Consider the following 22727-nt stretch of genomic DNA (forward strand, 5'->3'; position numbering starts at 1 on the left):
TAAATCTAAAATCTGCAATCCTTTTCGACTTGCGACTTTATAACTTTCGACTTAGATATTTAATAAACCCACTTAAGAGTTTTGATATTTCAATTATTTCAAAAAGTAAATCTTCAAAATCTTTTTCTTCAATATAATTTAGGTCAAATGCTAAATATAATTGGGAACGAACTTCACCCGCCGATGCTTTTGCAACGTAGAGAAAATATATAAATTCCTTATCTGTATTGCGTTCAAAACCTTCTGCAATATTTGATGAAATCGAAATTGAGGCTCTTCGTATTTGCCTGACAAAATCAATGTCTTTTTTAAAAATTTCACCTTCTGTTATGAGGTAAACTTTTTTATTGAAAATTCTAGACTTTTGCCAAGAATTAATCTCTTCAAAGGAATTAAACTTTCCCATTTGTATGGGTTTTTATGGCGTATATTAATTTTTTCCCACAAGCCCTTTCAGACTTGCAACTTTACAACTTGCGACTTTCCGACTTTCGTCAAATTAATTCTCAGCCTTAATCCAGTCGTAACCTTTTTCTTCCAGTTCGTAAGCCAATTCTTTTCCTCCAGATTTTACAATTTTTCCATTGTATAAAACATGTACAAAATCCGGAACGATATAATCTAAAAGTCTTTGGTAGTGTGTGATTACAATAATCGCATTGTTCTCGCTTTTTAGCTTATTAACACCATTGGCAACAATTCTCAAAGCATCGATATCCAAACCTGAATCCGTTTCGTCAAGAATAGCCAATTTTGGCTCCAACATTGCCATTTGGAAGATCTCATTTCTTTTTTTCTCACCACCAGAAAAACCTTCGTTAAGCGAACGTGACAAAAATTTTCTGTCAATTTCCAAAAGTTCTGATTTTTCACGAATTAATTTCAGCATTTCATTAGCTGGCATTTCCTCCTGCCCTTTTGCTTTTCGGGATTCGTTAATAGCAGTTTTCATAAAGTTCGTTACAGAAACTCCCGGAATCTCTACAGGATACTGGAATGAAAGAAACACACCTTTATGTGCTCTTTCTTCAGGTGCTAAATCAGACAAATCTTCTCCATCCAATTCAACTGTACCTTCAGTAACTTCATAATTTTCGTTTCCTGCAATTACAGCAGAAAGTGTACTTTTTCCAGAACCGTTAGGTCCCATAATAGCATGAACTTCGCCGGCTTTCACTTCAAGATTGATGCCTTTCAGGATATCTTTGTCCTCAATTCCAGCGTGTAAATTTTTTATACTTAACATTGTTGCTTTTGTGTTTTTATAGAGTCTTGAAAGATTATCCAACGGAACCTTCAAGTGATATTTCTAATAATTTTTGCGCCTCAACTGCAAATTCCATAGGAAGTTTATTTAAGACTTCTTTACTGAAACCATTTACGATTAAAGCAATAGCTTTTTCTGTAGGAATTCCTCTTTGGTTGCAATAGAAAACCTGGTCCTCACCAATCTTACTGGTCGTTGCCTCATGTTCTATTTTAGCCGACGGATTTTTAGATTCGATATATGGAAAAGTATGTGCTCCGCAGTTATTTCCCATCAATAGCGAGTCACATTGTGAAAAGTTTCTTGCGTTATCTGCTCTTGAACTGATCTGAACTAGTCCACGGTAGCTATTTTGTGATTTCCCGGCAGAGATTCCTTTGGAAATAATCGTTGATTTCGTGTTCTTCCCTAAATGGATCATTTTGGTTCCGGTATCAGCCTGCTGGAAATTATTGGTTACGGCGATAGAATAGAATTCTCCAACCGAATTATCTCCTTTTAGCACACATGATGGATATTTCCAGGTTACGGCAGAACCAGTTTCTACCTGTGTCCAGGAAATTTTTGCGTTTTTCTCGCACAAACCTCGTTTGGTTACGAAGTTGAATACTCCACCTTTACCTTCTTTGTTACCCGGAAACCAGTTTTGAACTGTAGAATATTTGATTTCAGCATCATCCAACGCAATCAATTCCACTACTGCAGCATGCAATTGATTTTCATCACGTGATGGAGCAGTACATCCCTCTAAATAAGAAACATAACTTCCTTCATCAGCAATAACCAATGTTCTTTCAAACTGTCCGGTTCCGGCTTGGTTGATACGGAAATAGGTTGAAAGTTCCATCGGACAACGAACGCCTTTTGGAATATAGCAGAACGATCCGTCTGAAAAAACAGCCGAATTCAGAGCCGCATAGAAATTGTCTTTTTGCGGAACTACAGAACCAATATATTTTTGAACCAATTCAGGATGTTCTTTGATAGCTTCTGAAATAGAACAGAATATAATTCCTTTTTCAGCTAGCGTTTTCTTGAATGTCGTCGCTACAGAAACCGAGTCCATAACAATATCCACAGCAACTCCTGCTAGTACTTTTTGCTCATCAAGAGAAATCCCCAACTTTTTGAATGTCTCCAAAAGTTCCGGATCTACCTCATCAAGGCTTTCGTATTTAGCTTTTTTTAGAGGTGCAGAATAATACGATATATCCTGAAATTTAGGCTTTTCATAATGAACATTTGCCCATTCAGGTTCAATCATCTGTTCCCAGGCTCTGAACGCTTCTACTCTCCAGTTGGTCATCCATTCTGGCTCTTCTTTTTTCTTTGAAATAGCACGGACAATATCTTCGTTTAAGCCAACAGGAAAAGTATCGGACTCTATATCAGTATAAAACCCATATTCGTATTCTTTATTTTCAAGCTCGATTTTTAAATCGTCTTCTGTGTATTTGCTCATATTTTTTTAAATTCAACCCTTTCAGGGTTTAAAACCCTGAAAGGGTTAGTTTTATAAAGAAAAACTTTCTCCACAACCGCAAGTTCGGGTGGCGTTCGGGTTATTGAAAACAAATCCTTTTCCATTCAAGCCTCCGGAAAATTCAAGAATTGTACCTGCTAAGTACAAAAATGATTTTTTCTCAACGGCAATCCTTACATTATTATCTTCAAAAACCTTATCGTTATCTCCTAGTTCTTTATCAAACTTTAACTCATATGACAAGCCGGAACACCCACCGCTTTTTACGCCCACACGAACGTAATCTTTGGTAGCATCAAAGCCGTCATCATTCATCATATCGATGATTCTTTTACTTGCTGTATCAGATACCTTTATCATAGTGATTTAAATTTAGTCTAATTAATTTGCAAAGATACGTCATATTTAGCTTTTTCCATAATCAGTAACATTTTTCTAACTATGTTTCTATAGAAAAAGTTTATTTCTGGTCTTTAAAAGCCAATCGATTTTAGTAATTTGCGAACAAAAAGCAGTTTTAACCCTTTATATTCTCATAAAAATGAAATTATATCCAATCGAAGCAGGAAATTTTAAACTAGACGGCGGAGCCATGTTTGGCGTAGTTCCAAAAACGATCTGGAACAAAACCAATCCTGCTGATGATAATAACCTAATTGACATTGCCGCAAGATGCCTTTTAATTGAAGATGGAAACCGCCTGATCTTGATTGACACCGGAATGGGCGACAAACAATCAGAAAAATTCTTTGGATATTATTCACTTTGGGGTAACCATTCCATTGACAAATCTTTAGCTCTTTATGGTTTTCATCGTGACGACATTACAGATGTTTTCATGACACACCTGCATTTTGACCATTGCGGTGGAAGTGTTCAATGGAATAACGACAAGACCGGATATGAAGTCGCTTTTAAAAATGCCAAATTCTGGACAAACGACAATCATTGGGAATGGGCAACAAAACCAAATCCTAGAGAAAAAGCCTCTTTCCTTACCGAAAATATTATCCCAATGCAGGAAAGCGGACAATTGGAATTTATCAAAAGACCGGACGGAGATTTGCTTAAAAAATCAGAACTCGGATTTGATATTTTCTTTGCCGATGGTCATACAGAAAAAATGATGATCCCAAAAATTCAATATCAGGACAAGACTATCTGTTTTATGGCAGATTTATTGCCAACAGCCGGACACCTTCCTTTGCCTTATGTAATGGGATATGATACCCGCCCACTCTTAACATTACCAGAAAAAGCAAAATTCCTAACCGAAGCTGCTCAAAACAACTACTATCTGTTTTTAGAACACGACGCTCACAACCAAATCATAACTGTTGAAAACACGGAAAAAGGCGTACGCTTAAAAGACGTTTTCACCTGCGAAGAAATCTTATAACAACTTCTTTTTAAAAATCTCTCTTATAAATTTTGTGACTTAGCGTCTTTGCGAGGAATTATTTTCACGCAAAGACGCTAAGTAATATTTATCCCTATTCAATTTCAAATAAAACGTTAAATATTTATTTGATATATCAATTATTGATAAATCATATTTATATTTGATTCAAAATCAGCCCCTAATGGAAAAATTAAAAGACATTACTTTTTATACAATGGACAAAGCAATCAGAACCTATCGCATTTTTGCTCAGAAAAGACTTCGGGAAAACGGTTATAAAATCACGATTGACCAATGGCTTATCATTAAATCAATCATGGAAAATCCCGGCATTTCGCAACAAGAAATCGGAGAAAAAGTTTTTAAGGACAATGCTTCTGTCACGCGCATAATCGAGCTTTTAGTAAAATCTGAATATTTGGAACGTGAAGTAAACCCGGACGATCGAAGAAAATCAAATCTAAACGTAACAGACGAAGGAAAATCTATTGTCAAAAAAGTCCATAGCTTGGTATTGGAAAACCGAAAAACCGCTTTAGCTGGAATTCTTCCTGAAGAATTAGAAATAATGAACAAAACGTTGAAGAGAATCATCTCTAACTGCAATTAAATCATCATCAATCATCAATCAAAAAACGAACAATTATGCTAAGATTTATATTCATCCTTGCTATACTTATGGTTTCGACCATGACAAGCTTGCTTTTTGGACAAAACTTGGAACAGCCGGAAAAAATCTCTATTTCTGGAAAAATAACATCTGACAAAAATGAAAGCATCTCCAACACTATTGTGTATTTAGTCGATTCGACACAAAAACTGGTAAAAACAGAGTATTCTGATGAAAATGGCCAATTCGTTTTCCAAAACGTGACCAAAGGAATGTATCAGGTTCAAATTGTTGAAAATGGAAAAACCCGATACGAAAGCCAACCATTTGAGGCAATTCAAAATGTAGAACTACCTCCTATTGTATTAAAGGCGGACATACAAAATCTTGATGAAGTTGTAATCACCAAGACAAAACCATACATCGAACGGCAAGACGGCAAAATGATCCTCAATGTGGAAAGCAGCATTACAGCCACGGGCTCATCAGCTTTTGAGGTACTTGAAAAAGCTCCAGGCGTCAATGTTGACAATAGCGACAATATTAGCTTACGTGGAAAAGGAGGCATTTTGGTACAAATCGATGGAAAGGCCGTGCAAATGACGGGTAATGATTTGGCTAATTATCTCCGTGGTATTCCTTCCGGCGCTATAGAGAAAATCGAATTTATTACTAATCCTAGCTCAAAATACGATGCGGCAGGTTCGTCAATCATCAATATCCGAATGAAAAAAGACAAACGAAAAGGAACAAACGGAAGTATTACTACTGCTTATGGTCAGGGAAGATATCCAAAAAGCAATAACAGTTTGAGCCTGAATCATCGAAATAAAGACATAAACATTTTTGGAAATTATAACTTTGCATACCGTGAAAGCTTTACGGAACTGATTTTAGACCGAAGATTTTATAACGACGGGAATTTTACCGGTGCCTATGAGCAAGACAATTTTTTAAGAACCAATTTTAGAAATCATATCGGTAAAATTGGTGCCGATTTCTTTGCCAGCAAAAAACATACTTTCGGAATCGTTGCCAATACGGTAAGCAACCGCTATAATCCAACCGGAAAAAATGCTTCCGATGTTTTTGATGAGACAAATTCCCAAACTTCCCGCTTTTTCACCAACAACAATTCACGTAACAATTTGAAAAACTATTCTGTAAACCTCAACCACAAATATGCGATTGATACTTTGGGTACAGAATGGACTACAGATTTTGATTATGCTAATTATGGTAATAAAACCAGGCAGAATTTCATAACACGTTATTTCGATCTCAATAATGTAGAAAATCAAAATCCTTATCTGCTCAATGGAAATATTAATGGCGATTTAGACATCTATTCCTTGAAAACCGACTTTGTAAAAACACTAAAAAATGATGTCAAAATCGAAACTGGGCTAAAAACAAGCTATGTCAAAGCAGACAATAATCTGGAATTTTACGATGTCAGCAGCGGCATTCCTGTTTTTGATCCCACAAAAAGCAATCATTTTATCTACAAAGAAAACATCAATGCAGTATATATCAATGCCTCAAAACAGTTTGGAAAATGGAGCGCATATCTAGGTTTTAGAGTGGAAAACACAAACATAACTGGAGAACAACTGGTTGACAATACTTCATTCACTAACAATTATACACAACTATTCCCTAGCGGGTTCTTGAGCTATGCCATTAACGACAATAACAGCCTGGAATTTAATTACAGTCGAAGAATTTCACGTCCGAGTTATGACCAATTAAATCCGTTTAAATTTTTCCTTGACCCAACAACCTACAAAGAAGGAAATCCTTATCTCAAGCCGCAAACGACTCATTCTTTTGAACTCACGCATATTCTCAACCAGAACATCTTCACAACACTCAATTTTTCACGAACAACAGATAATATTACCGGAGTAATTGCGCCATCGGAAAACGACCAACAGCTAACAGTTCAAACCGACAAAAACTTAAATACTGCCGATATTTATGGCCTATTCATAATTGTTCCGGTTAAGGTTGCAAAATGGTGGGACATTGCCAACAGCTTTAATTCTTATTATGGATCTTATTCCGGAACCGTAGCAGGCACAACATTGAAAAACAGAGGGAATTTTACTTTCAACTGCAATTCTGTCAATAATTTTAAAATTGGAAATGGCTATACTGCAGAAGTTACAGGAAACTATCGCGCTAGGGAAATCTATGCGTTTATGGATGTAGATCCGATTTGGTATGTCAATCTTGGAGTTCAGAAAAAATTCAAGAACAGTACACTGAAATTAGCCGTAAACGATGTTTTTTATACCAATCGAACAACTGCAGATACTGAATTCACAAATTATAGAGAACATTTCAAAGTAAGTCGCGAAACCAGAGTGGCGGTTTTATCCTATACTTATAACTTCGGAAACAGCAATGCTAACGACAGAAGAAAAACTGGCGGAGCAGAAGACATCAAACAGAGAGCCGGGTCAACCAATGGCTAAACTTAATTTTGAATTCCCTAAAAGCCAATTCATTGAATTTAAATCATCAACCTTTCTAAAATAAAGTTAATTATTTATAAGTTTGTGGTAAAGTCAGTGTACTTTTGGCAAACTAATTGAAATCAAATTTTTTTTGAAAATGAAAATACTAAAACTGTCCTCCCTTTCACTGCTTTCAGTGTTGGTTTTATCAGGATGTGGTGCTTCAAAAAGCATGACTCCAATCACAAGTATAGAGAACCTCCCATTAAAAACTTCAAAAATCAAAGAAAATGATCTGAAAAGATGGAGTCATCTTGATATCATAAAAGATACAATTCCGGGAATGAGCGTTGATAAAGCCTATTCAGAATTGATCAAAAACAAAAAAGGAACGAAAGTAATTGTGGGTGTGGTAGATTCAGGTGTAGATATTGAACATCCGGACTTAAAATCAGTTATTTGGACTAACCCTAAAGAAATTCCTGGAAACGGAATCGATGATGACAAAAACGGTTATATCGATGACATTCACGGATGGAATTTCCTTGGTGATGTTGCCAATGAAACTTTGGAAATGACAAGGATTGTCCGCAAAGGAGACGATGGTTCTGAAAACTTCAAGAAAGCAAAGGCAGCCTATGATAAGGAATATCAGGAAGCTTTGGCATCAAAACAGCAGTTTGATTTCATCAATAATGCCGATAAAGTAATCCAAAAAGAATTAAAAAAGGAAAATTATACAGTAGAAGAACTTAAAGCTTTAGAGTCGAAAGATCCTACTGTAAGCCAGTACAAAAGAGTAATGCTTTCTGTTATTGCACAAGCTGGGCCAGAATTCAAGTCGGAGTTGAAAGAATATCAAGAGCATATTTACAATCAGCTAAACTACAACCTGAACCTTGAACACGATGGAAGAAAAATTTTAGGTGACAATATTGATGACCTAAAAGATTCAAAACACGGAAATAACAATGTTACAGGTCCTAAAAAAGAAATCGCTTCACACGGTACTCACGTTTCAGGAATTATCGCTCAGGTAAGAAACAATGGCCTTGGTGGAGATGGAATTGCTAACAATGTTGCTATTATGGCAGTGAGAGCTGTTCCTGATGGTGATGAATACGACAAAGATATTGCACTAGGAATTCGCTATGCTGTTGATAATGGTGCTAAGGTAATCAACGGAAGCTTTGGAAAAGGATTTTCTCCGCATAAAGAATGGGTTTATGACGCAATCAAATATGCTGCAAGCAAGGATGTATTGATTGTTTTGGCAGCTGGAAATGAAGGTGCAGATCTTGATGTAGAAGAGCGTTTTCCAAATGACCGTATTGCATCTGGCGAAATTGCAGATAACGTAATAAAAGTAGGTGCTTTAGACACAACTTATGGAACAAACCTGGTGGCAGACTTCTCGAACTACGGTAGTAAAGATGTAGATGTTTTCGCTCCTGGAGTTAAAATTTATGCTACTTATCCAAATAACGAATACAAATACGAACAAGGAACTTCAATGGCTTCACCTAATGTTGCCGGAGTTGCTGCTTTAATCCGTTCTTATTATCCATCGTTAACTGCTTCGCAGGTAAAACATATCTTGATGGATTCAGGAATCCCGACCAATATTGATGTAGTCCTGAATGGTGAAAAAGCGAACAAGCGTTCCTTCTCAAAAATCTCAACATCTGGTAAGATGGTTAATGCCTACAATGCTTTGATTATGGCAGAAAAAATGGCTAAAACGAAAAAATAAAAACTAGGAAACTTTCAAAATGGAAGGGGATTTCCCTTCCATTTTTATTTTATATGCTTATGAAACAACTATTTCTACTTTCAGTATTTTCTGTATTCTGTATAAGTGCAAAGGCACAAAACGGGTATTGGCAACAGCATGTCGATTATAAAATGGACGTGAACATGGATGTAAAAACATACCAATACAAAGGAAAACAAGAACTGGTCTATACTAACAATTCTCCAGACACGCTCAAAAGAGTCTTTTTCCACCTCTATAACAATGCCTTTCAACCTGGAAGTGAAATGGATATCAGGTTACAAACCATTGTAGACCCGGATAAAAGAATGGTAAAAACTTCAAAATCCGGTGGTGTTGAAAAAACAGAAAGCAGAATCAGTTCCTTAAAACCAAATCAAATTGGTTACCTGAATGTGACTAACTTTATGCAAGATGGTGTTTCGGCTACAACAACTGTGGTAGGAACTATTTTGGAAGTAGACCTGGCAAAACCGATTGCACCAAAAGGCAAAACCAAATTTACTTTGGATTTTGACGGACAAGTTCCAGAGCAAATTCGCCGTTCAGGAAGAAACAGCTCAGAAGGTGTAGCGCTTTCCATGACACAATGGTATCCAAAAATGGCAGAATATGACTTTGAAGGCTGGCATGCAGACCCTTATATCGGAAGAGAATTTCACGGTGTATGGGGCAATTTCGATGTAAAAATCACCATTGATAAAAAATACATTTTAGGAGGATCAGGATATCTTCAAAATAAAAATGAAATTGGATACGGTTATCAGGATCAAGGTGTTGAAGTAAAAATACCTCGAAAAGTTAAAACCCTAACCTGGCATTTTAATGCGCCAATGGTTCATGATTTCAGTTGGGCGGCAGACAAGGATTATATCCATGACGTTTACCCGGGTCCAAATAATGTAGAATTGCATTTCTTATACAAAGACAAAGCAAAACTTAAAGAAAACTGGAAAAAAATGCAGCCAAAAACTGCAGAATTGATGGATTTCTTTAATAAAAATGTAGGTCCTTATCCATACAAACAATATTCAGTCATTCAAGGTGGCGATGGTGGAATGGAATATGCTATGTGTACGTTAATCACAGGCGAAAGATCTTATGGTAGCTTAGTAGGCGTTACAGCTCACGAAATGGCTCACTCTTGGTTCCAACACGTTTTGGCGACTAACGAGTCCAAACACGGATGGATGGATGAAGGTTTCACTTCTTACATTTCAGATTTGGCTATGGCTAAAGTACTGCCTAGTAAAGATGAAAAAAATCCATTCGATTCAGCCTATTCTAACTATTTCTACATGGCTAAAACAGGTAGAGAACAACCACAGACGACACATGGTGACCGATTTGAAGAAAACATGGTATATGGTATATCTTCATATAGCAAAGGCGAATTGTTCCTGACACAACTTGGTTATATTATTGGACAGGAAAACCTGGCAAAAACGCTTAAAAGATTTTATGACGATTTCAAATTTAAGCATCCAACGCCAAACGATTTCAAAAGAACCGCAGAAAAAGTTTCAGGAATGAACCTTGATTGGTATCTAATAGACTGGACGCAGACCACAAACACCATCGATTACGGGATTAAAGAAGTAAGAGATGCAGACGGAAAAACAGAAGTTGTACTTCAAAGAATTGGAAGAATGCCAATGCCATTAGATATTATGGTTACTTATGTAGATGGAAGCAAGGAATCGTTCTATGCTCCGTTGCAAATGATGAGAGGAATCAAAGAAAATCCATATCCGGGCGTCAAAAGAACGTTCTTAAAAGGATGGGATTGGGCTTATCCTTCATTAAAATTCACTATTGACAAAGGAATGGGAACGATCAGCAAGATTGAAATCGATCCAGAAAACCTGATGGCTGATGTGAAAAAAGACAATAACGTATATCCGGCACCAATTCCGGACAACAGTAAGATCTTGAAAAACTAAATAAAAAGGCGGACAAAATTGTCCGCCTTTTTTAATTCATAGCATTAATTCGAATACTGGCTTTGACAAGAGCCAGCGCTTTTATTTTTGAAAGCTCTACATCTTTATCCTGATGGTGCTTATTTTGGCTTACGAGCCTCACACAGCCCGGATTTTCCGATTTTTGGATATATTTCACAGTCACATACTCTTCGCCGCTCATATCGATTCCTAAGAGGTACATTTCGCCCCAGAAAATCTCATTAGCAACATCGTGAATTTCTTTATACAGAACGATATCGCCACTTTTTAGCAAAGGATACATACTATCACCCGTAACATAAACCGCTCCATCACATTTTGGTAAATGCGGAATGGAAATATGATCGATTGGATCCTGTGCCTTACTATCCTGAAAAAGAGGCACCAATCCTGCTACTGCTTCAATATCATACAGTGGAATCTGTTGATTTTCAACATAACTGTCTGTTCTAAGCCTGTAGGTTTCAATCTGCTTATTGTTCAGGATTTCTTCATTATCCACAAAAATATTTCCTTGGCCCGTCAGAAGCCAGGTTGGATTTAAATCGGTATAAACGGCAAGAATATTTTCTAAAACCTGCGATCCAATACTTTTTCCATCTTTTACAGCTTTAGAAATACTTCCTCTGCTGGCACCAATGCTATTTTCAAAAGCATAATAACTTATGCCTTTCTTAGCCATGTATTCTCCTACTCTTTCTGAAACCATATGATTATAATATTATTTATTGGGCAAATTTATGAAAAAAATCTTTACACAATAAAAAATATCGCTAAATTAAGAAAATAGTACTGTTTTAAATTGAATGAAACGTTTGAGTGAAAACATTTTAAACAACTCATTTATAAGCAATAGTTAACATAAATAGAAGCATTTCAATAATTATTAGCCGATTACAAAATATTTGAAAATAATCTTATTTTAATTTGTTTTGTAGATTATTTTCTTCTATATTTGCAATGTAAAAATCTTTATAAGCCAAACAAAATTAAACTATTGCTGTCCGGAAAGCGGTTTTGTAATTTTTGAAAGGTTATTTACTAAGATTTATTTCTTTTAAATTTTAAATTAATAACAAAATGAGTACACAAATTAAAAACACACTTTTCAGGTTTATGACCATGAGAGCGCCAGAGTTGATTAATGACGCTGAAACAAAAAACCATTTCGTACAAATCGATCAAGAAACAGAATATTCTGCAAGCCATTTTCTTTCTGCGATTCAAAGTAACCCAAACATTGAAAGAAAAAAACAATTACAAAGCTTGGCCACTAGTTTTGAAAGTCAAAATTTAAAACTAAAAAAAGAAATTGGTTCTATTGTAAGCGATCCATTTCTAAAATTTTCTGAATGGCTTATGGCCAATAGGAATTCTTTGACCGAATTGAAATTGGCAGCAAATACCCCTCCAAACATCGGCCCTTTAGATTTCAACACAAAGATTCAAATGTGGGATAATCTTTTTTATCAAATCATTTCTCAAAAATCACCCTATCTGCGTGAAATCTTTTTATCGCTCTTAGTTGCCGATCAATTTGTATCAAATAAAAGCTTGACATTTGAGCAACAAAAAGAAATAGCCAAAGCCAGGATTATTATTCCTAAAATCTTTGTTGAAAACGAAGCCAATTACGAGGCTCCAATAAAAGGAACACCGCGTTCAATTCCTGTAAACTCTAAAGCACTGGATAAAAAATTGGATCTGTTTTTAGCCGAACAAAAGATTTCGCGATACCAAGAAACAATAAAAGAACTGTCTGTCATTCAAAAATCCTACAATAAATCGACGCAGTTGGCTCGAGAAAGTGCTTATAAGCAATATGAGCAAGACCTGAAAGACATTTATGCTTCTGCCCAAACTGTTGAGAAAAAATATACTGATAAGGATTTGGGTATTGAAAAAACACTTGTCGAATATGTTGGAGTCACTGTACCACCTTTTGAGTTTAATGCAAACTCAGAAATTGATTTTGCATTAAGTTCTCCTAATATTTCCGCATTTACGGAGAGTGTCATTTTGAATCTCTCAAATGACTTTGGCACACTTACTGGGATTATTGGAGCTATGGAGGGCGGAATAATTGATGAGTCAAATACGCTCATCCAGCAAAACCCGGGCAATCCGGAGATTGTTAATAACGGTGGTATTTTAACGCCTATAAACACAAATACGATAGGCTTGGGTAATGTCTTCTCATTTATAGGACAAAACCACATGGGCAAATCTCCTTTAACGTTTTTATTTAACAACGCCCCGCAAGGAGCTGATGTTATTGGTGCTAGCTATAACGTAAAATTTCCAAATGGAACGATAATTTCAGGCACTTCCTTTGATGACACTTGGGTTGATGACAAATTAAAGGTAACTCTTTTCAGAGAAAAATTAGACTATTCAGTGGCAACAAATTTTACAGTTGACGGAGAATTACTGTTGAGCAATAACACTGCCATACAAATCACAGGAAGAGGTACCGTTGGAGGCGGTGGAATAATTTCTGGAATGATACAAGAACTAAAAGCCTCTGGAAATGGAAGTTATAAAATAGTTGACATTTATGATGAAAATACCCCCGGAGAGCCCGATACAACTCCTGCCCTTGAACCGGTTCGAACCTTTGGTTTTAGAAGATTAGGTATTACCGATTACAGGAAAGTAGAACAAGAAATTTGTTGCTATGTTCCGGGTGAAGTTTCGCATATCGAAAATATCATGGCGAGAGAGTTTAAGGAGAAAACCACCAGACGTTCCAGAAAAACTGAAGATACGACTACGACAAGCAGCGAACAGGAAATCGAAAAATTAACCGATACCTCCACTACAGAACGCCATGAAATGAATCAGGAAGTTGCTTCAGTAATGGCTAAGGACACCAGTATAGGTGTTCAGGCGGGAGTTCATTGGGGATCAGGGAATTTTGGAGGAGAAGTAAATGCTTCCTATGCCAACAATACTTCATCAGAGACATCAAACAGCCAGGCAGTTATGTATGCCAAAGAAATTACGGAACGAGCACTTGATCGTGTCGTACAAAAAGTAAAAGAAGAACGTACGACTAAAATTATTGAAGAGTTTTCTGAAGAAGACACACATGGTTTTGACAACCGTAAGGGAGACAATCATATTTCCGGGGTATACCGTTGGGTAGACAAAATTTACAAAAATAAGGTTGTCAATTACGGAAAGCGTCTGATGTATGAATTTATGATTCCAGAACCGTCTTCTTTCCATAACGAAGTAACTTCTGGTAAAAAAGACACCTTTACAGAAGTTTTGGTAAAGCCAATTGACCCAAGAACTGCTACCTTGTTAACTTTAAAAGACAGCAACGTACTAGTTCAAAATACCTATAAGCACTGGGCAGCTATTTACAATGCAGAAATAGAAGCTTATCCTGATGAGGAAATTACCGTGGGAGAATCCTTTACGATTTTGGGATATCCGAATGGAGCAAAAATAGCTGACACTGAATCCAACTCTGGAAATGGCAAAATAAAAATCCCTGAAGGATATAAAACCACTGATGCATTTGGAATTTTTAATGCCAGTAGCACAAATGGTTATCAAGGAAATATTCTGTCTTTATCTATTGGAAATAAAACAGTTATGGATCCTGCAAAATTCCATCAGACTACCATGACTCTAAATTCTCCTATAGATAATTTTGAGATAGAAGTTCCAGTTTCCTTTACACTCGGAAACCATGTTGCCGGAGATATTGTTGCATCAGTAAAATGCAAATTGACTGAGAAAGCAAAACAGCAATGGAGGTTAAAAGCATTTAACGCCATTATCGAAGCTTATGAGGCAAAATTGGCAGAATATCAGGGAAAACTGACCGAAGCTAAAGCAACAGGAGAAGCTAAAGCAAAAACAAATCCAGGATTTTATCGTCAGGTTGAAAATACGATTTTGCGAAAAAACTGTATTGCTTACATGTTGGGCCATGAAAATATGGGCAAAAACATGCTGTTTGGAAGTAGTGCTATGGACTTAAAAGTTAAAAACGATGCCAATTTAGATATTTATACATCGCAGGTTAAGTTTTTAGAGCAGGCTTTTGAATGGGATTTGATGAGCTACCATTTCTACCCATTTTATTGGGCTAACAAAGAAAAATGGGCAGAACTATACAACCCGAATGAGACAAATGACCCAATATTCAGAGCTTTCCTTCAAAGCGGTATGGCAAGAGTAATCCTGACCGTACGTCCGGGATTTGAAGAAGCCGTTAACTGGTTTATGGCTACAGGACAAGTCTGGAATGGCGGACAAGTACCGGCTCCTGAAGATCCGTTATTTGTTTCTATCATCAAAGAATTGCAAACACAGGAAGGCGAAGTAGAAGAAACATGGGAAAGCCGTGTACCAACTTCACTGACTATTATCCAGGCAGGAAGCATGGGCTTGAATGTGGTCAACGCTTTGCCTTGCAATTCGGACTGTGACGACAATACTCTGTTTGACAGCGATGGGCAGCCTATATTGGATTCCGAAGGCAATCCTATAAAATCATTTGTAAAAACAGATGTCTTGATTGGAGATAATTCCCAAACCGCATAATATAAGCCAAAATTAATCCTTAAGCCCTGCTCCATGGAGCAGGGCTTTTTAACCACACAAAATATGAGAGCGACAGAATATGGACTACTCCATCAGGGAAATTATTCCTTTACAGACGTAAAAAACAACATCTACGTTTTCAATAATGAAATCAGCATTGAAAATGATGAAACAAATGAAAATGAAAGCAATGCTTATTCTGAAATGATCTATGTAGAGGTAGAACCACATAACGGAAATTCTAACGAATTCGAGACTGTTGAAGACGGTGAGATCCTCGATTATAGGGAAGGAAATTACATCTTCGTCTCCAACGTCGTTTCGTCTACGGAAATATCAGATTCCGCAACGGTTTATCATCAAAATTCGAGCATACAGACACGGATCTATAAGTTTGGCGAAAAATATTTCGCTCGGGTTACCAATAACATGCCCGTTGCATGGGGTTCCTTAATGGAAAATGTAGAAATAGTAGCGATGCGAATAAAGAAGAAAAAGAGGGAAAAGATAACCCAGTTGAACGACATTTTGATAGAAAAGAAGCTTTCAGTAGTGCTTTTTATCTCAAAAGACGGGGCACTGCTGGAAACTGCCTACCAATCAATTGATACCCTATATGAGAACGAAATAGTTCTGTTTATTGAAACCCATGACAGCATGAATATCTTTGGCTCTGTAGTCAGGATAAAAACAGGTGCTAACGTAACCTCTTCATCAGGCGTTCCATACAAAAAACTAAGCTGGGTTGTTGACTATTTTAATACAAAAGTTTCAAGCTTGGCCTTGAAGGAAATTATCAAGGACCACATCATTGACAAATCAAGCAGTTTTTATCTGGTCAAAAGAATGATTGCTGGATATTTTAAAAATGTCGTACGGTTTTCATCAGATTTGACATTGGAAGGAATCCACGGGATCTCTGACGGGATTGCACAAGCCATCGGGGAACTCAAACTGGACGATAGTCGATGGAAATATTATGATGATAATGGCTTGCCACTAAAGAACATCAACTTGTTTTTACCAGGATTGGGAGTCATCAAATCCCTTCAGGAAAAGAACAAAAAGGTAAAACCGCTCAAACCTGAAGAAATCAATGCCGAAGCAATAAACAGAATTGTTGAGTTAGAAAAAAAACTAAAAGACAAGAAAAAAACTGTTGGCAAGGCTGATTTTTTCAAAAAGATTATCAACCAACTGTTATATATGCTTCGAAAAGTAAAGGATTTTTTAAGCGATTCATTAGGCAAGGCTCTTGATTTCGCAGAAACTGTTTTCGTATTGTATAACGCCTATATCGTTGGGATTATAAACAGCATCATTGACGCCATAAAAGGAATTTTCGACATGTTATCGATAATCTGCAAGTCATTGGCCACTTTACAGAAAAAAGGTAAAAATGCAGCACTAAATCTGCCAAGCTACCTTAGTCTGTTCTTTGAAATAATTGAAAACATGCTTGAAACGCTCGAGAATCTTTTTAGCAAAGAAAACCTGAAAGCCTTAATCGAATTCTTTACAAAAAGCGCATCATTTCTCCTTACACTCCCAACCAAAATATTTACCTGGTTAACTGAAGATGCAGAAATGCCCAATCTCGATACGGTTGCCTATTATTATGGCTATATCATCGGGTTTATCATCCAACTTATTTTGGAAATACTGTTTACCGGCGGTGCTAAAACAGTAGCAGACGCATTTGAAAAACTGGCAGAGTCTTTGATAAACATTTTTAAGACCATGGAAAGGGTTGTCTTTAATGTCTCAGACAGAGTGGTTGCCAGCTTTGAAAATCTTTTAGCTATTTTTGCTTACATTAGAGAAAAATCTAAAAATTTAGGTATTTTTCTAGAAAATATTCTCAAATGGCTGAATAGTATTTTTAGAAATGACGAATTAAGGGTCTTTTTCCAAAAATTTGATGTCGAACTGAAAAAGGTAGCCACTAGTTCTCCTTTATTTTCGGGTATTCCGGTTAAATTAGAAGATGGTGTTTATGCGCTTCTTAAAGATGGAATAGAAATTTTCAGAGGTAGTAAAAAAGAAATTAATGCATTAGCCAAAAAACTAGAGAACCTTTCTGATAATGCTGTAGAAGAATATTTGGAAATACTAAGAAAAGAAAAAAGGTTGATGAGTGAAAAGCAAATTGTTTTTGATGGGCAAACCTGGAGTTGGACAAATCCTAAGAATATAGCATTAAAATGGTCTGGTCTTTCGAAAGAAGTTATAATTAAAAATATTGATAATATTTTAAGTAAGGGAGATCCGACTGCTGTTTTTGAAGCATCTGTAGCAAAAAAAATTTTAGAATTAGTTGAAAATGCGGCAGATGAAATTACTGATTTTTCTAACAGAGTCTTAAACAAAATAACTAGTATGCACATTGGAGACATTGATTGTGCTACTAAGAAATATATTATAGAGGCAAAAACTAATCTGGGGAGTGAAAAGGCAATTAAAAAATTAAACATACAAATTCAAAAATATCTGCCACAAAACATCAAGTCTACAGAAGGATTTATGAATCCTTTAGGGAAAAAAGTCGTTGTTGTATATGATGATTTGGGAACTTTTACTTTAAGCCATCCTATTCTAAAAGAATTAGAAGAAAAAGGAGTAATATTTATAAAAGGAATTGATAATCTAAAAAAACTATATTAAAAATGAGAAATAAAATAATTGTTTCATTAGAACACAGAGACAAAGAGCAGGTTTTAAAAAAAATCATAGAGTTTGGAAAGAAAAACAAATTTGAAATTATTCCAAAAGAAAAGACTTTATCATCAGGAGATATGGGTTTAAACAAAGGAATTGATAACGATAACATTTATATAGAATTTTCCATAACTGACAAAGATGAATTTAAAACTCAACATATATCAAATAGTAGTGTAATAAATGGCAAAAGGTATTATTTTTATATATGGATAGACCACACTAAAAACGTCGAAACCTATCACTCAATGAATAAATTTTTCAATGAAATCCTTTCAGATTATCCAGATATGCTAGTTACTGATGAAACATGCAAAAACTTTTATTCATTTGAACAAATCAAAAAGAAGCAAGTTCCAGAATGGTTATTAGTTTAACTAGAAACATTTCATCAAAACACAATCAAAATTAAGCTACTTTCGAGTAGCTTTTTTTATTACCTTTTACCTCACATTTAAACCAACAATCTAAAAATCTGTTTATTATAGCTTTTTAATTAGTTGAAAATAATCTTATTTTCTTTTATTTAATTGATTTTTTTCATATATTTGTAATGTAATTAATTGAAAACAAATGGATAAATATACTAAACAACGAATCGAAAAACTTCATCCAACTGTTAGAGAAGAAGTTACAAAAGTCATTGAAGAATGCGACAATGCTTTGACGGGCAGAGCAAAAATTCGGGTGACGCAAGGCCTTCGGACTTTTGAAGAACAAGATGCCTTATATGCACAAGGAAGAACAAAACCTGGAAAAAAAGTCACGAATGCCAAAGCGGGCCAATCCATACATAATTACGGTTTTGCTGTTGACATCTGCCTGATAATTGACGGAAAGGACGCTTCCTGGGACACTAAAAAAGACTGGGACAATGACAAAATTGCCGACTGGTATGAGTGTGTGAAAATTTTCGCCAAACACGGTTGGGAATGGGGCGGCAATTGGAAAACATTTAAAGATATGCCCCACTTTGAAAAAAGAAACTTAAGCTGGAGATCATTGTCAAAGCTTAAAAAAGACAAAAACGGATATGTAATTTTAAAATAAAACAGCTATGAAAACAATCAGAAAAAATATGATGCTCTTCTTTTTCCTGTCATTTGCAGCAGTCTCGTGCGAATCGACAAGAACGGCAGTTTTTGATCAGTATTCTTATCAGAAAACGACCGAATTGAAAGTAGAAGCCTCGAAATTAATGGACAAAGCAACAACGCCGTATGCAAAGAATCAGCAGGAAACAGAAGCATTTTTCCTTCAGGTTGAAAAGCTTATCGAATATGAAAAAAATAAGCCCGACAATGAAATCACGTTTGCCATGTGGAAACTCCTAACAGACGAAGAAAAAAACTTACTGTCTGGATTCTTCAAACGCTGGAAAGAAAAAGAATCGTTATCGCCTGTTTTTCTTCAGGAATCAAAAAAACAGGTAATGGAAGCTATAGACATGCTGATCCAATATGAAATCAAAAAAGACAAGACATCAAAAGACGGTCTTTTAGGCCTTATCAACAGCAATAAATAGAAATCATGGATATCGAAAAATTATTAAAAGAGCTGAAACAGCAACTGGTTACGCTCTTAGGCGACAAATACAAAGAATTCAAGCCTGAAATCCAAAAAGACATTATTGCTTTTCTGGAAGGTTCAAAAGAAAAATTAGAACGCTGGACCTTGCTTTTAGCATCGTCATCGCTGACGGAAGAAGAATTTTCTTGGTTGTTGAAAAGCCAACAGGATCTTATTGCCCTAAAAGCATTACAAGGAGCAGGCTTGTCGAAAATAAAAATTAATAATATCAAAAACACGATCATACAAACTGTTATCAAAACAGTGATACTAAGCATCTAAATAAAATCAAAATGAGCACCCAAATCTCAAATTATAAAAGCCATGTCAAAAAAAATCAAAATCTTAAGTCTGGATGGAGGCGGAATCCGAGGGATCATAACCTGCGTTATTTTAAAGTATATTGAAGAACAACTTCAAAAATTAGACAATCCAAATGCAAAAATCGGTGATTATTTCGATCTTATTGCCGGAACCAGCACAGGAGGAATACTTGCCGCTATCCTACTCTATCCCGATAGCGATAAAAAAGCGAAGTATTCAGTAGAAACTGCCTTAGACCTTTATGCCAAACATGGTGAAAGTATTTTCAATGTATCGTTTTGGCAACAACTTATCAATCCGTTCGGACTTTTTAATGAGCGGATTTCACAAAAAGCTTTAGAAAGACAGCTAGAAAATGTATTTGGCAATCTTGAAATCAAAGATTTCACAAAACCTTGCCTGATTACTTCGTACGACATCTTTCACAGAAAAGCGAAATTTTTTACAAGCCATGAAGCGGGTTCTGATTTAGAGAATTTTTACGCCAAAGACATCTGCAGGGCTACTGCTGCTGCACCCACCTATTTTGAGCCCGCCAATATAAAATCGCTTTATGGGCAGGAATTTACGCTCATTGATGGTGGTGTATACGCCAACAATCCCGCTTTGTGTGCTTATGCTGAAGCTAGGAAAATAGAATTTTCAAAAGTGCTGGATCAGCCTGGAAAAAAAGATTTTCCTAAAATCAGCGACATGATTATCGTCTCTATTGGAACGGGTCAGGTATTAAAGCCCTATACGTACCGCCAATTTGAAAATGCGGGAAAAGTAAAATGGATTCAACCACTTATTGACATTCTGCTTTCTTCAAACGTAGAAACCACAGACTATCATTTAAAAAAAATGTATGAAACTTTGGGCACAAGGAATAGGCAAAACTATCATCGATTAATGCCTTCTCTAAAAAATGCTTCGCCCGAAATGGACGATGTTTCATCAAAAAACATTTACGAACTGATACAAGCTGGTCTGAGTTATATCGACCAAAACCGTAAAGAGTTAAATGAGATTGCTAAAAAACTGATTAAAAATAGTTGACACAAAAAAACCTTTGGAATCATCCAAAGGTTTTTAGTTAAATAGTTGGTCGGTTAGGATTTATACTATTCTTTTTTTGCTGTTTTCACTGCAGGAGCTGCTGGTTGGGCAACTTCGGCTGTTTTAGTTGTGGTTGTTTCGGCTTTTTTCGTAACGGTAGCTTCTTGTTTCACTTCTGTCACCTTAGGAGCTTCTGCTTTCTTTTCAGTGTTAGCTGTAGATGCTGCATTTTTTACAACTTCTTTTGTGGCTTTCTTAGGTGCTTCTTGTGCAAATGCTACAACTCCAGTAAGCATAATTGCGCTTAAAATTAATTTTTTCATAGTAGTTTTTTTGTGGTTATAGTGGTTATCGTGATTTTCATTATGTAAGACAATTTCAATGCCATCCTTACAAAATATTTTTATCCCTCAGATTAAACAAAAAACACAAACATCTGTAAATCACAAGTTTATATATTTTTTTTAATCATTTTTAAAGATTAAAACCGCTTTATTTCAATTGTTTATAATTCCAAAAAAAATCTACATTTTTGGGGATTATGTAGAAATTTTATGTTAAAATCTTGTGGAAAAACAGAAGTCCCGTTCCTTTCCAAATCGAACAATCCATCTGAAATAATACAATTCAAATATATTTGTAACTTTACCACCCATATAAATTTCAAGATGAAAGCATTAAAAATATTGGCTGTGCTATTTTTTATAGTAGTCGGAACACAGCAGACTTTTGCCCAGAAATACAGGTTCAAGACTTCCAGCTATAGTGTGATGGAAAAAAACGCCAAAGGTGATTGGGGAAAATGGTCGGATTTTAAAGACACCAGCCTTATTATTACCCTTGATGGTGACAAAAACCGTATTGTCATTAACTCCACTCAAACACAACTGTATAACATTGATGTCTATGGAAAAACCATCGAAAACGAAACAGACAAGACAGTAACTTTCAATTGCATCGACAACAGTGGTAACCGTTGTGTTATTGAAATCATTACCCGAAAAAAACAAGGCAATCGTATCCAGTTTTATATCAATTACCCTGATTTAAAAATCGTCTATAATATTTATCCGTAAGACTGAGGAGAATGAATACCTATCCCAAATCGGAAAAATTAAAAAGTAGGACGGCGATTGATGAAATGTTTCGTGAAGGAAAATCGGTTTCAAAATTTCCGTTACGGCTTGTATATAAAAAACAGGCTCTCGAAGAAGGTCAAATATTAAAAATTGGTGTTTCAGTTTCAAAAAAATACTTCAAGAAAGCGGTTGATCGGAATTATTTCAAAAGAGTACTCCGTGAAACCTACCGCCTGAATAAAAACCTACTACTGGATTCATTGGACGACTCCTATTCTTTTATGCTTTTATACCAAACAAAAGAAAGACTATCCTACGAAGATATAAACCGTAAAACCATACAGCTGTTTGAAAAATTCCATCTTCAGATAAATCCAGAGATTGAAAAAAATACCGATTCCTAAATTCCAATACTAAAAAAGCAGCAATTCCCGTTACTAGCCTATATTCAATGCTATTCAGTTTATTTTAATG

20 protein-coding genes are annotated in these 22727 nt (G+C 35.8%); 14 read left to right on the forward strand and 6 right to left on the reverse strand.

Annotation, left to right across the window (positions count from 1 at the left end; all coding sequences use genetic code 11):
• Positions 1-37: 37 nt before the first annotated feature.
• The 4 genes from FJA49_RS03165 to FJA49_RS03180 all read right to left on the reverse strand — a co-directional run bounded on the left by FJA49_RS03165 (position 38) and on the right by FJA49_RS03180 (position 3110).
• The gene (locus tag FJA49_RS03165; protein WP_139998778.1) at positions 38-406 is read right to left on the reverse strand and encodes a four helix bundle protein; all 369 of its coding nucleotides are present in this window, start codon (positions 404-406) and stop codon (positions 38-40) included.
• Between the two features lie 93 nt (positions 407-499).
• Positions 500-1246, reverse strand: a complete 747-nt coding sequence (gene sufC / locus FJA49_RS03170) for a Fe-S cluster assembly ATPase SufC (protein ID WP_139998780.1) — start codon at positions 1244-1246, stop codon at positions 500-502.
• A 34-nt stretch (positions 1247-1280) separates the two neighbouring features.
• The gene (gene sufB, locus FJA49_RS03175; protein WP_139998782.1) at positions 1281-2729 is read right to left on the reverse strand and encodes a Fe-S cluster assembly protein SufB; all 1449 of its coding nucleotides are present in this window, start codon (positions 2727-2729) and stop codon (positions 1281-1283) included.
• 51 nt (positions 2730-2780) lie between these two features.
• On the reverse strand, positions 2781-3110 hold the full coding sequence (locus FJA49_RS03180) for a HesB/IscA family protein (protein ID WP_139998784.1): 330 nt from the start codon (positions 3108-3110) through the stop codon (positions 2781-2783).
• Between the two features lie 181 nt (positions 3111-3291).
• On the opposite strand from FJA49_RS03180, the gene FJA49_RS03185 reads away from it, so the two are divergent.
• From FJA49_RS03185 to FJA49_RS03205, 5 genes are all read left to right on the forward strand, one after another.
• Positions 3292-4149, forward strand: a complete 858-nt coding sequence (locus FJA49_RS03185; protein ID WP_139998785.1) for an MBL fold metallo-hydrolase — start codon at positions 3292-3294, stop codon at positions 4147-4149.
• Between the two features lie 184 nt (positions 4150-4333).
• A complete protein-coding gene (locus FJA49_RS03190; protein WP_139998788.1) occupies positions 4334-4762 on the forward strand; it encodes a MarR family winged helix-turn-helix transcriptional regulator in 429 nt (142 codons plus the stop codon).
• Between the two features lie 35 nt (positions 4763-4797).
• Entirely contained in the window at positions 4798-7242 is a 2445-nt protein-coding gene (locus FJA49_RS03195) for a TonB-dependent receptor (RefSeq protein WP_139998790.1), read from the forward strand.
• Between the two features lie 139 nt (positions 7243-7381).
• Positions 7382-8977, forward strand: coding sequence for a S8 family peptidase (locus FJA49_RS03200; RefSeq protein ID WP_139998792.1), 1596 nt, complete (start codon positions 7382-7384; stop codon positions 8975-8977).
• Positions 8978-9036: 59 nt separating this feature from the next.
• Entirely contained in the window at positions 9037-10941 is a 1905-nt protein-coding gene (locus FJA49_RS03205) for a M1 family metallopeptidase (protein ID WP_139998794.1), read from the forward strand.
• Positions 10942-10972: 31 nt separating this feature from the next.
• Here FJA49_RS03205 and FJA49_RS03210 read toward each other — a convergent pair whose 3' ends face one another.
• Positions 10973-11671, reverse strand: coding sequence for a S24 family peptidase (locus FJA49_RS03210; protein ID WP_139998796.1), 699 nt, complete (start codon positions 11669-11671; stop codon positions 10973-10975).
• A 371-nt stretch (positions 11672-12042) separates the two neighbouring features.
• On the opposite strand from FJA49_RS03210, the gene FJA49_RS03215 reads away from it, so the two are divergent.
• The 7 genes from FJA49_RS03215 (at position 12043) to FJA49_RS03245 (ending at position 21174) form a co-directional block, all read left to right on the forward strand.
• Entirely contained in the window at positions 12043-15525 is a 3483-nt protein-coding gene (locus tag FJA49_RS03215) for a hypothetical protein (protein WP_139998798.1), read from the forward strand.
• Between the two features lie 63 nt (positions 15526-15588).
• The gene (locus FJA49_RS03220; protein ID WP_139998800.1) at positions 15589-18189 is read left to right on the forward strand and encodes a hypothetical protein; all 2601 of its coding nucleotides are present in this window, start codon (positions 15589-15591) and stop codon (positions 18187-18189) included.
• A 2-nt stretch (positions 18190-18191) separates the two neighbouring features.
• The gene (locus FJA49_RS03225) at positions 18192-18620 is read left to right on the forward strand and encodes a hypothetical protein (RefSeq protein WP_139998802.1); all 429 of its coding nucleotides are present in this window, start codon (positions 18192-18194) and stop codon (positions 18618-18620) included.
• Positions 18621-18816: 196 nt separating this feature from the next.
• Positions 18817-19293, forward strand: coding sequence for a M15 family metallopeptidase (locus tag FJA49_RS03230; RefSeq protein ID WP_139998804.1), 477 nt, complete (start codon positions 18817-18819; stop codon positions 19291-19293).
• A gap of 7 nt (positions 19294-19300) precedes the next feature.
• On the forward strand, positions 19301-19768 hold the full coding sequence (locus FJA49_RS03235; protein WP_139998806.1) for a hypothetical protein: 468 nt from the start codon (positions 19301-19303) through the stop codon (positions 19766-19768).
• Between the two features lie 5 nt (positions 19769-19773).
• Entirely contained in the window at positions 19774-20094 is a 321-nt protein-coding gene (locus tag FJA49_RS03240) for a hypothetical protein (protein WP_139998808.1), read from the forward strand.
• Between the two features lie 42 nt (positions 20095-20136).
• Positions 20137-21174, forward strand: coding sequence for a patatin-like phospholipase family protein (locus FJA49_RS03245; protein WP_139998810.1), 1038 nt, complete (start codon positions 20137-20139; stop codon positions 21172-21174).
• A gap of 65 nt (positions 21175-21239) precedes the next feature.
• On the opposite strand, the gene FJA49_RS03250 is transcribed toward FJA49_RS03245, so the two are convergent.
• Positions 21240-21497, reverse strand: coding sequence for a hypothetical protein (locus tag FJA49_RS03250; RefSeq protein ID WP_139998812.1), 258 nt, complete (start codon positions 21495-21497; stop codon positions 21240-21242).
• A 345-nt stretch (positions 21498-21842) separates the two neighbouring features.
• Here FJA49_RS03250 and FJA49_RS03255 point away from each other — a divergent pair, with 345 nt between their 5' ends.
• Positions 21843-22250, forward strand: a complete 408-nt coding sequence (locus tag FJA49_RS03255; protein ID WP_139998814.1) for a hypothetical protein — start codon at positions 21843-21845, stop codon at positions 22248-22250.
• An 11-nt stretch (positions 22251-22261) separates the two neighbouring features.
• On the forward strand, positions 22262-22657 hold the full coding sequence (gene rnpA, locus FJA49_RS03260) for a ribonuclease P protein component (RefSeq protein ID WP_139998816.1): 396 nt from the start codon (positions 22262-22264) through the stop codon (positions 22655-22657).
• Positions 22658-22727: the final 70 nt, after the last annotated feature.

Source organism: Flavobacterium microcysteis, assembly GCF_006385255.1.
In the GTDB taxonomy this organism is placed as follows: Bacteria; Bacteroidota; Bacteroidia; order Flavobacteriales; family Flavobacteriaceae; genus Flavobacterium; species Flavobacterium microcysteis.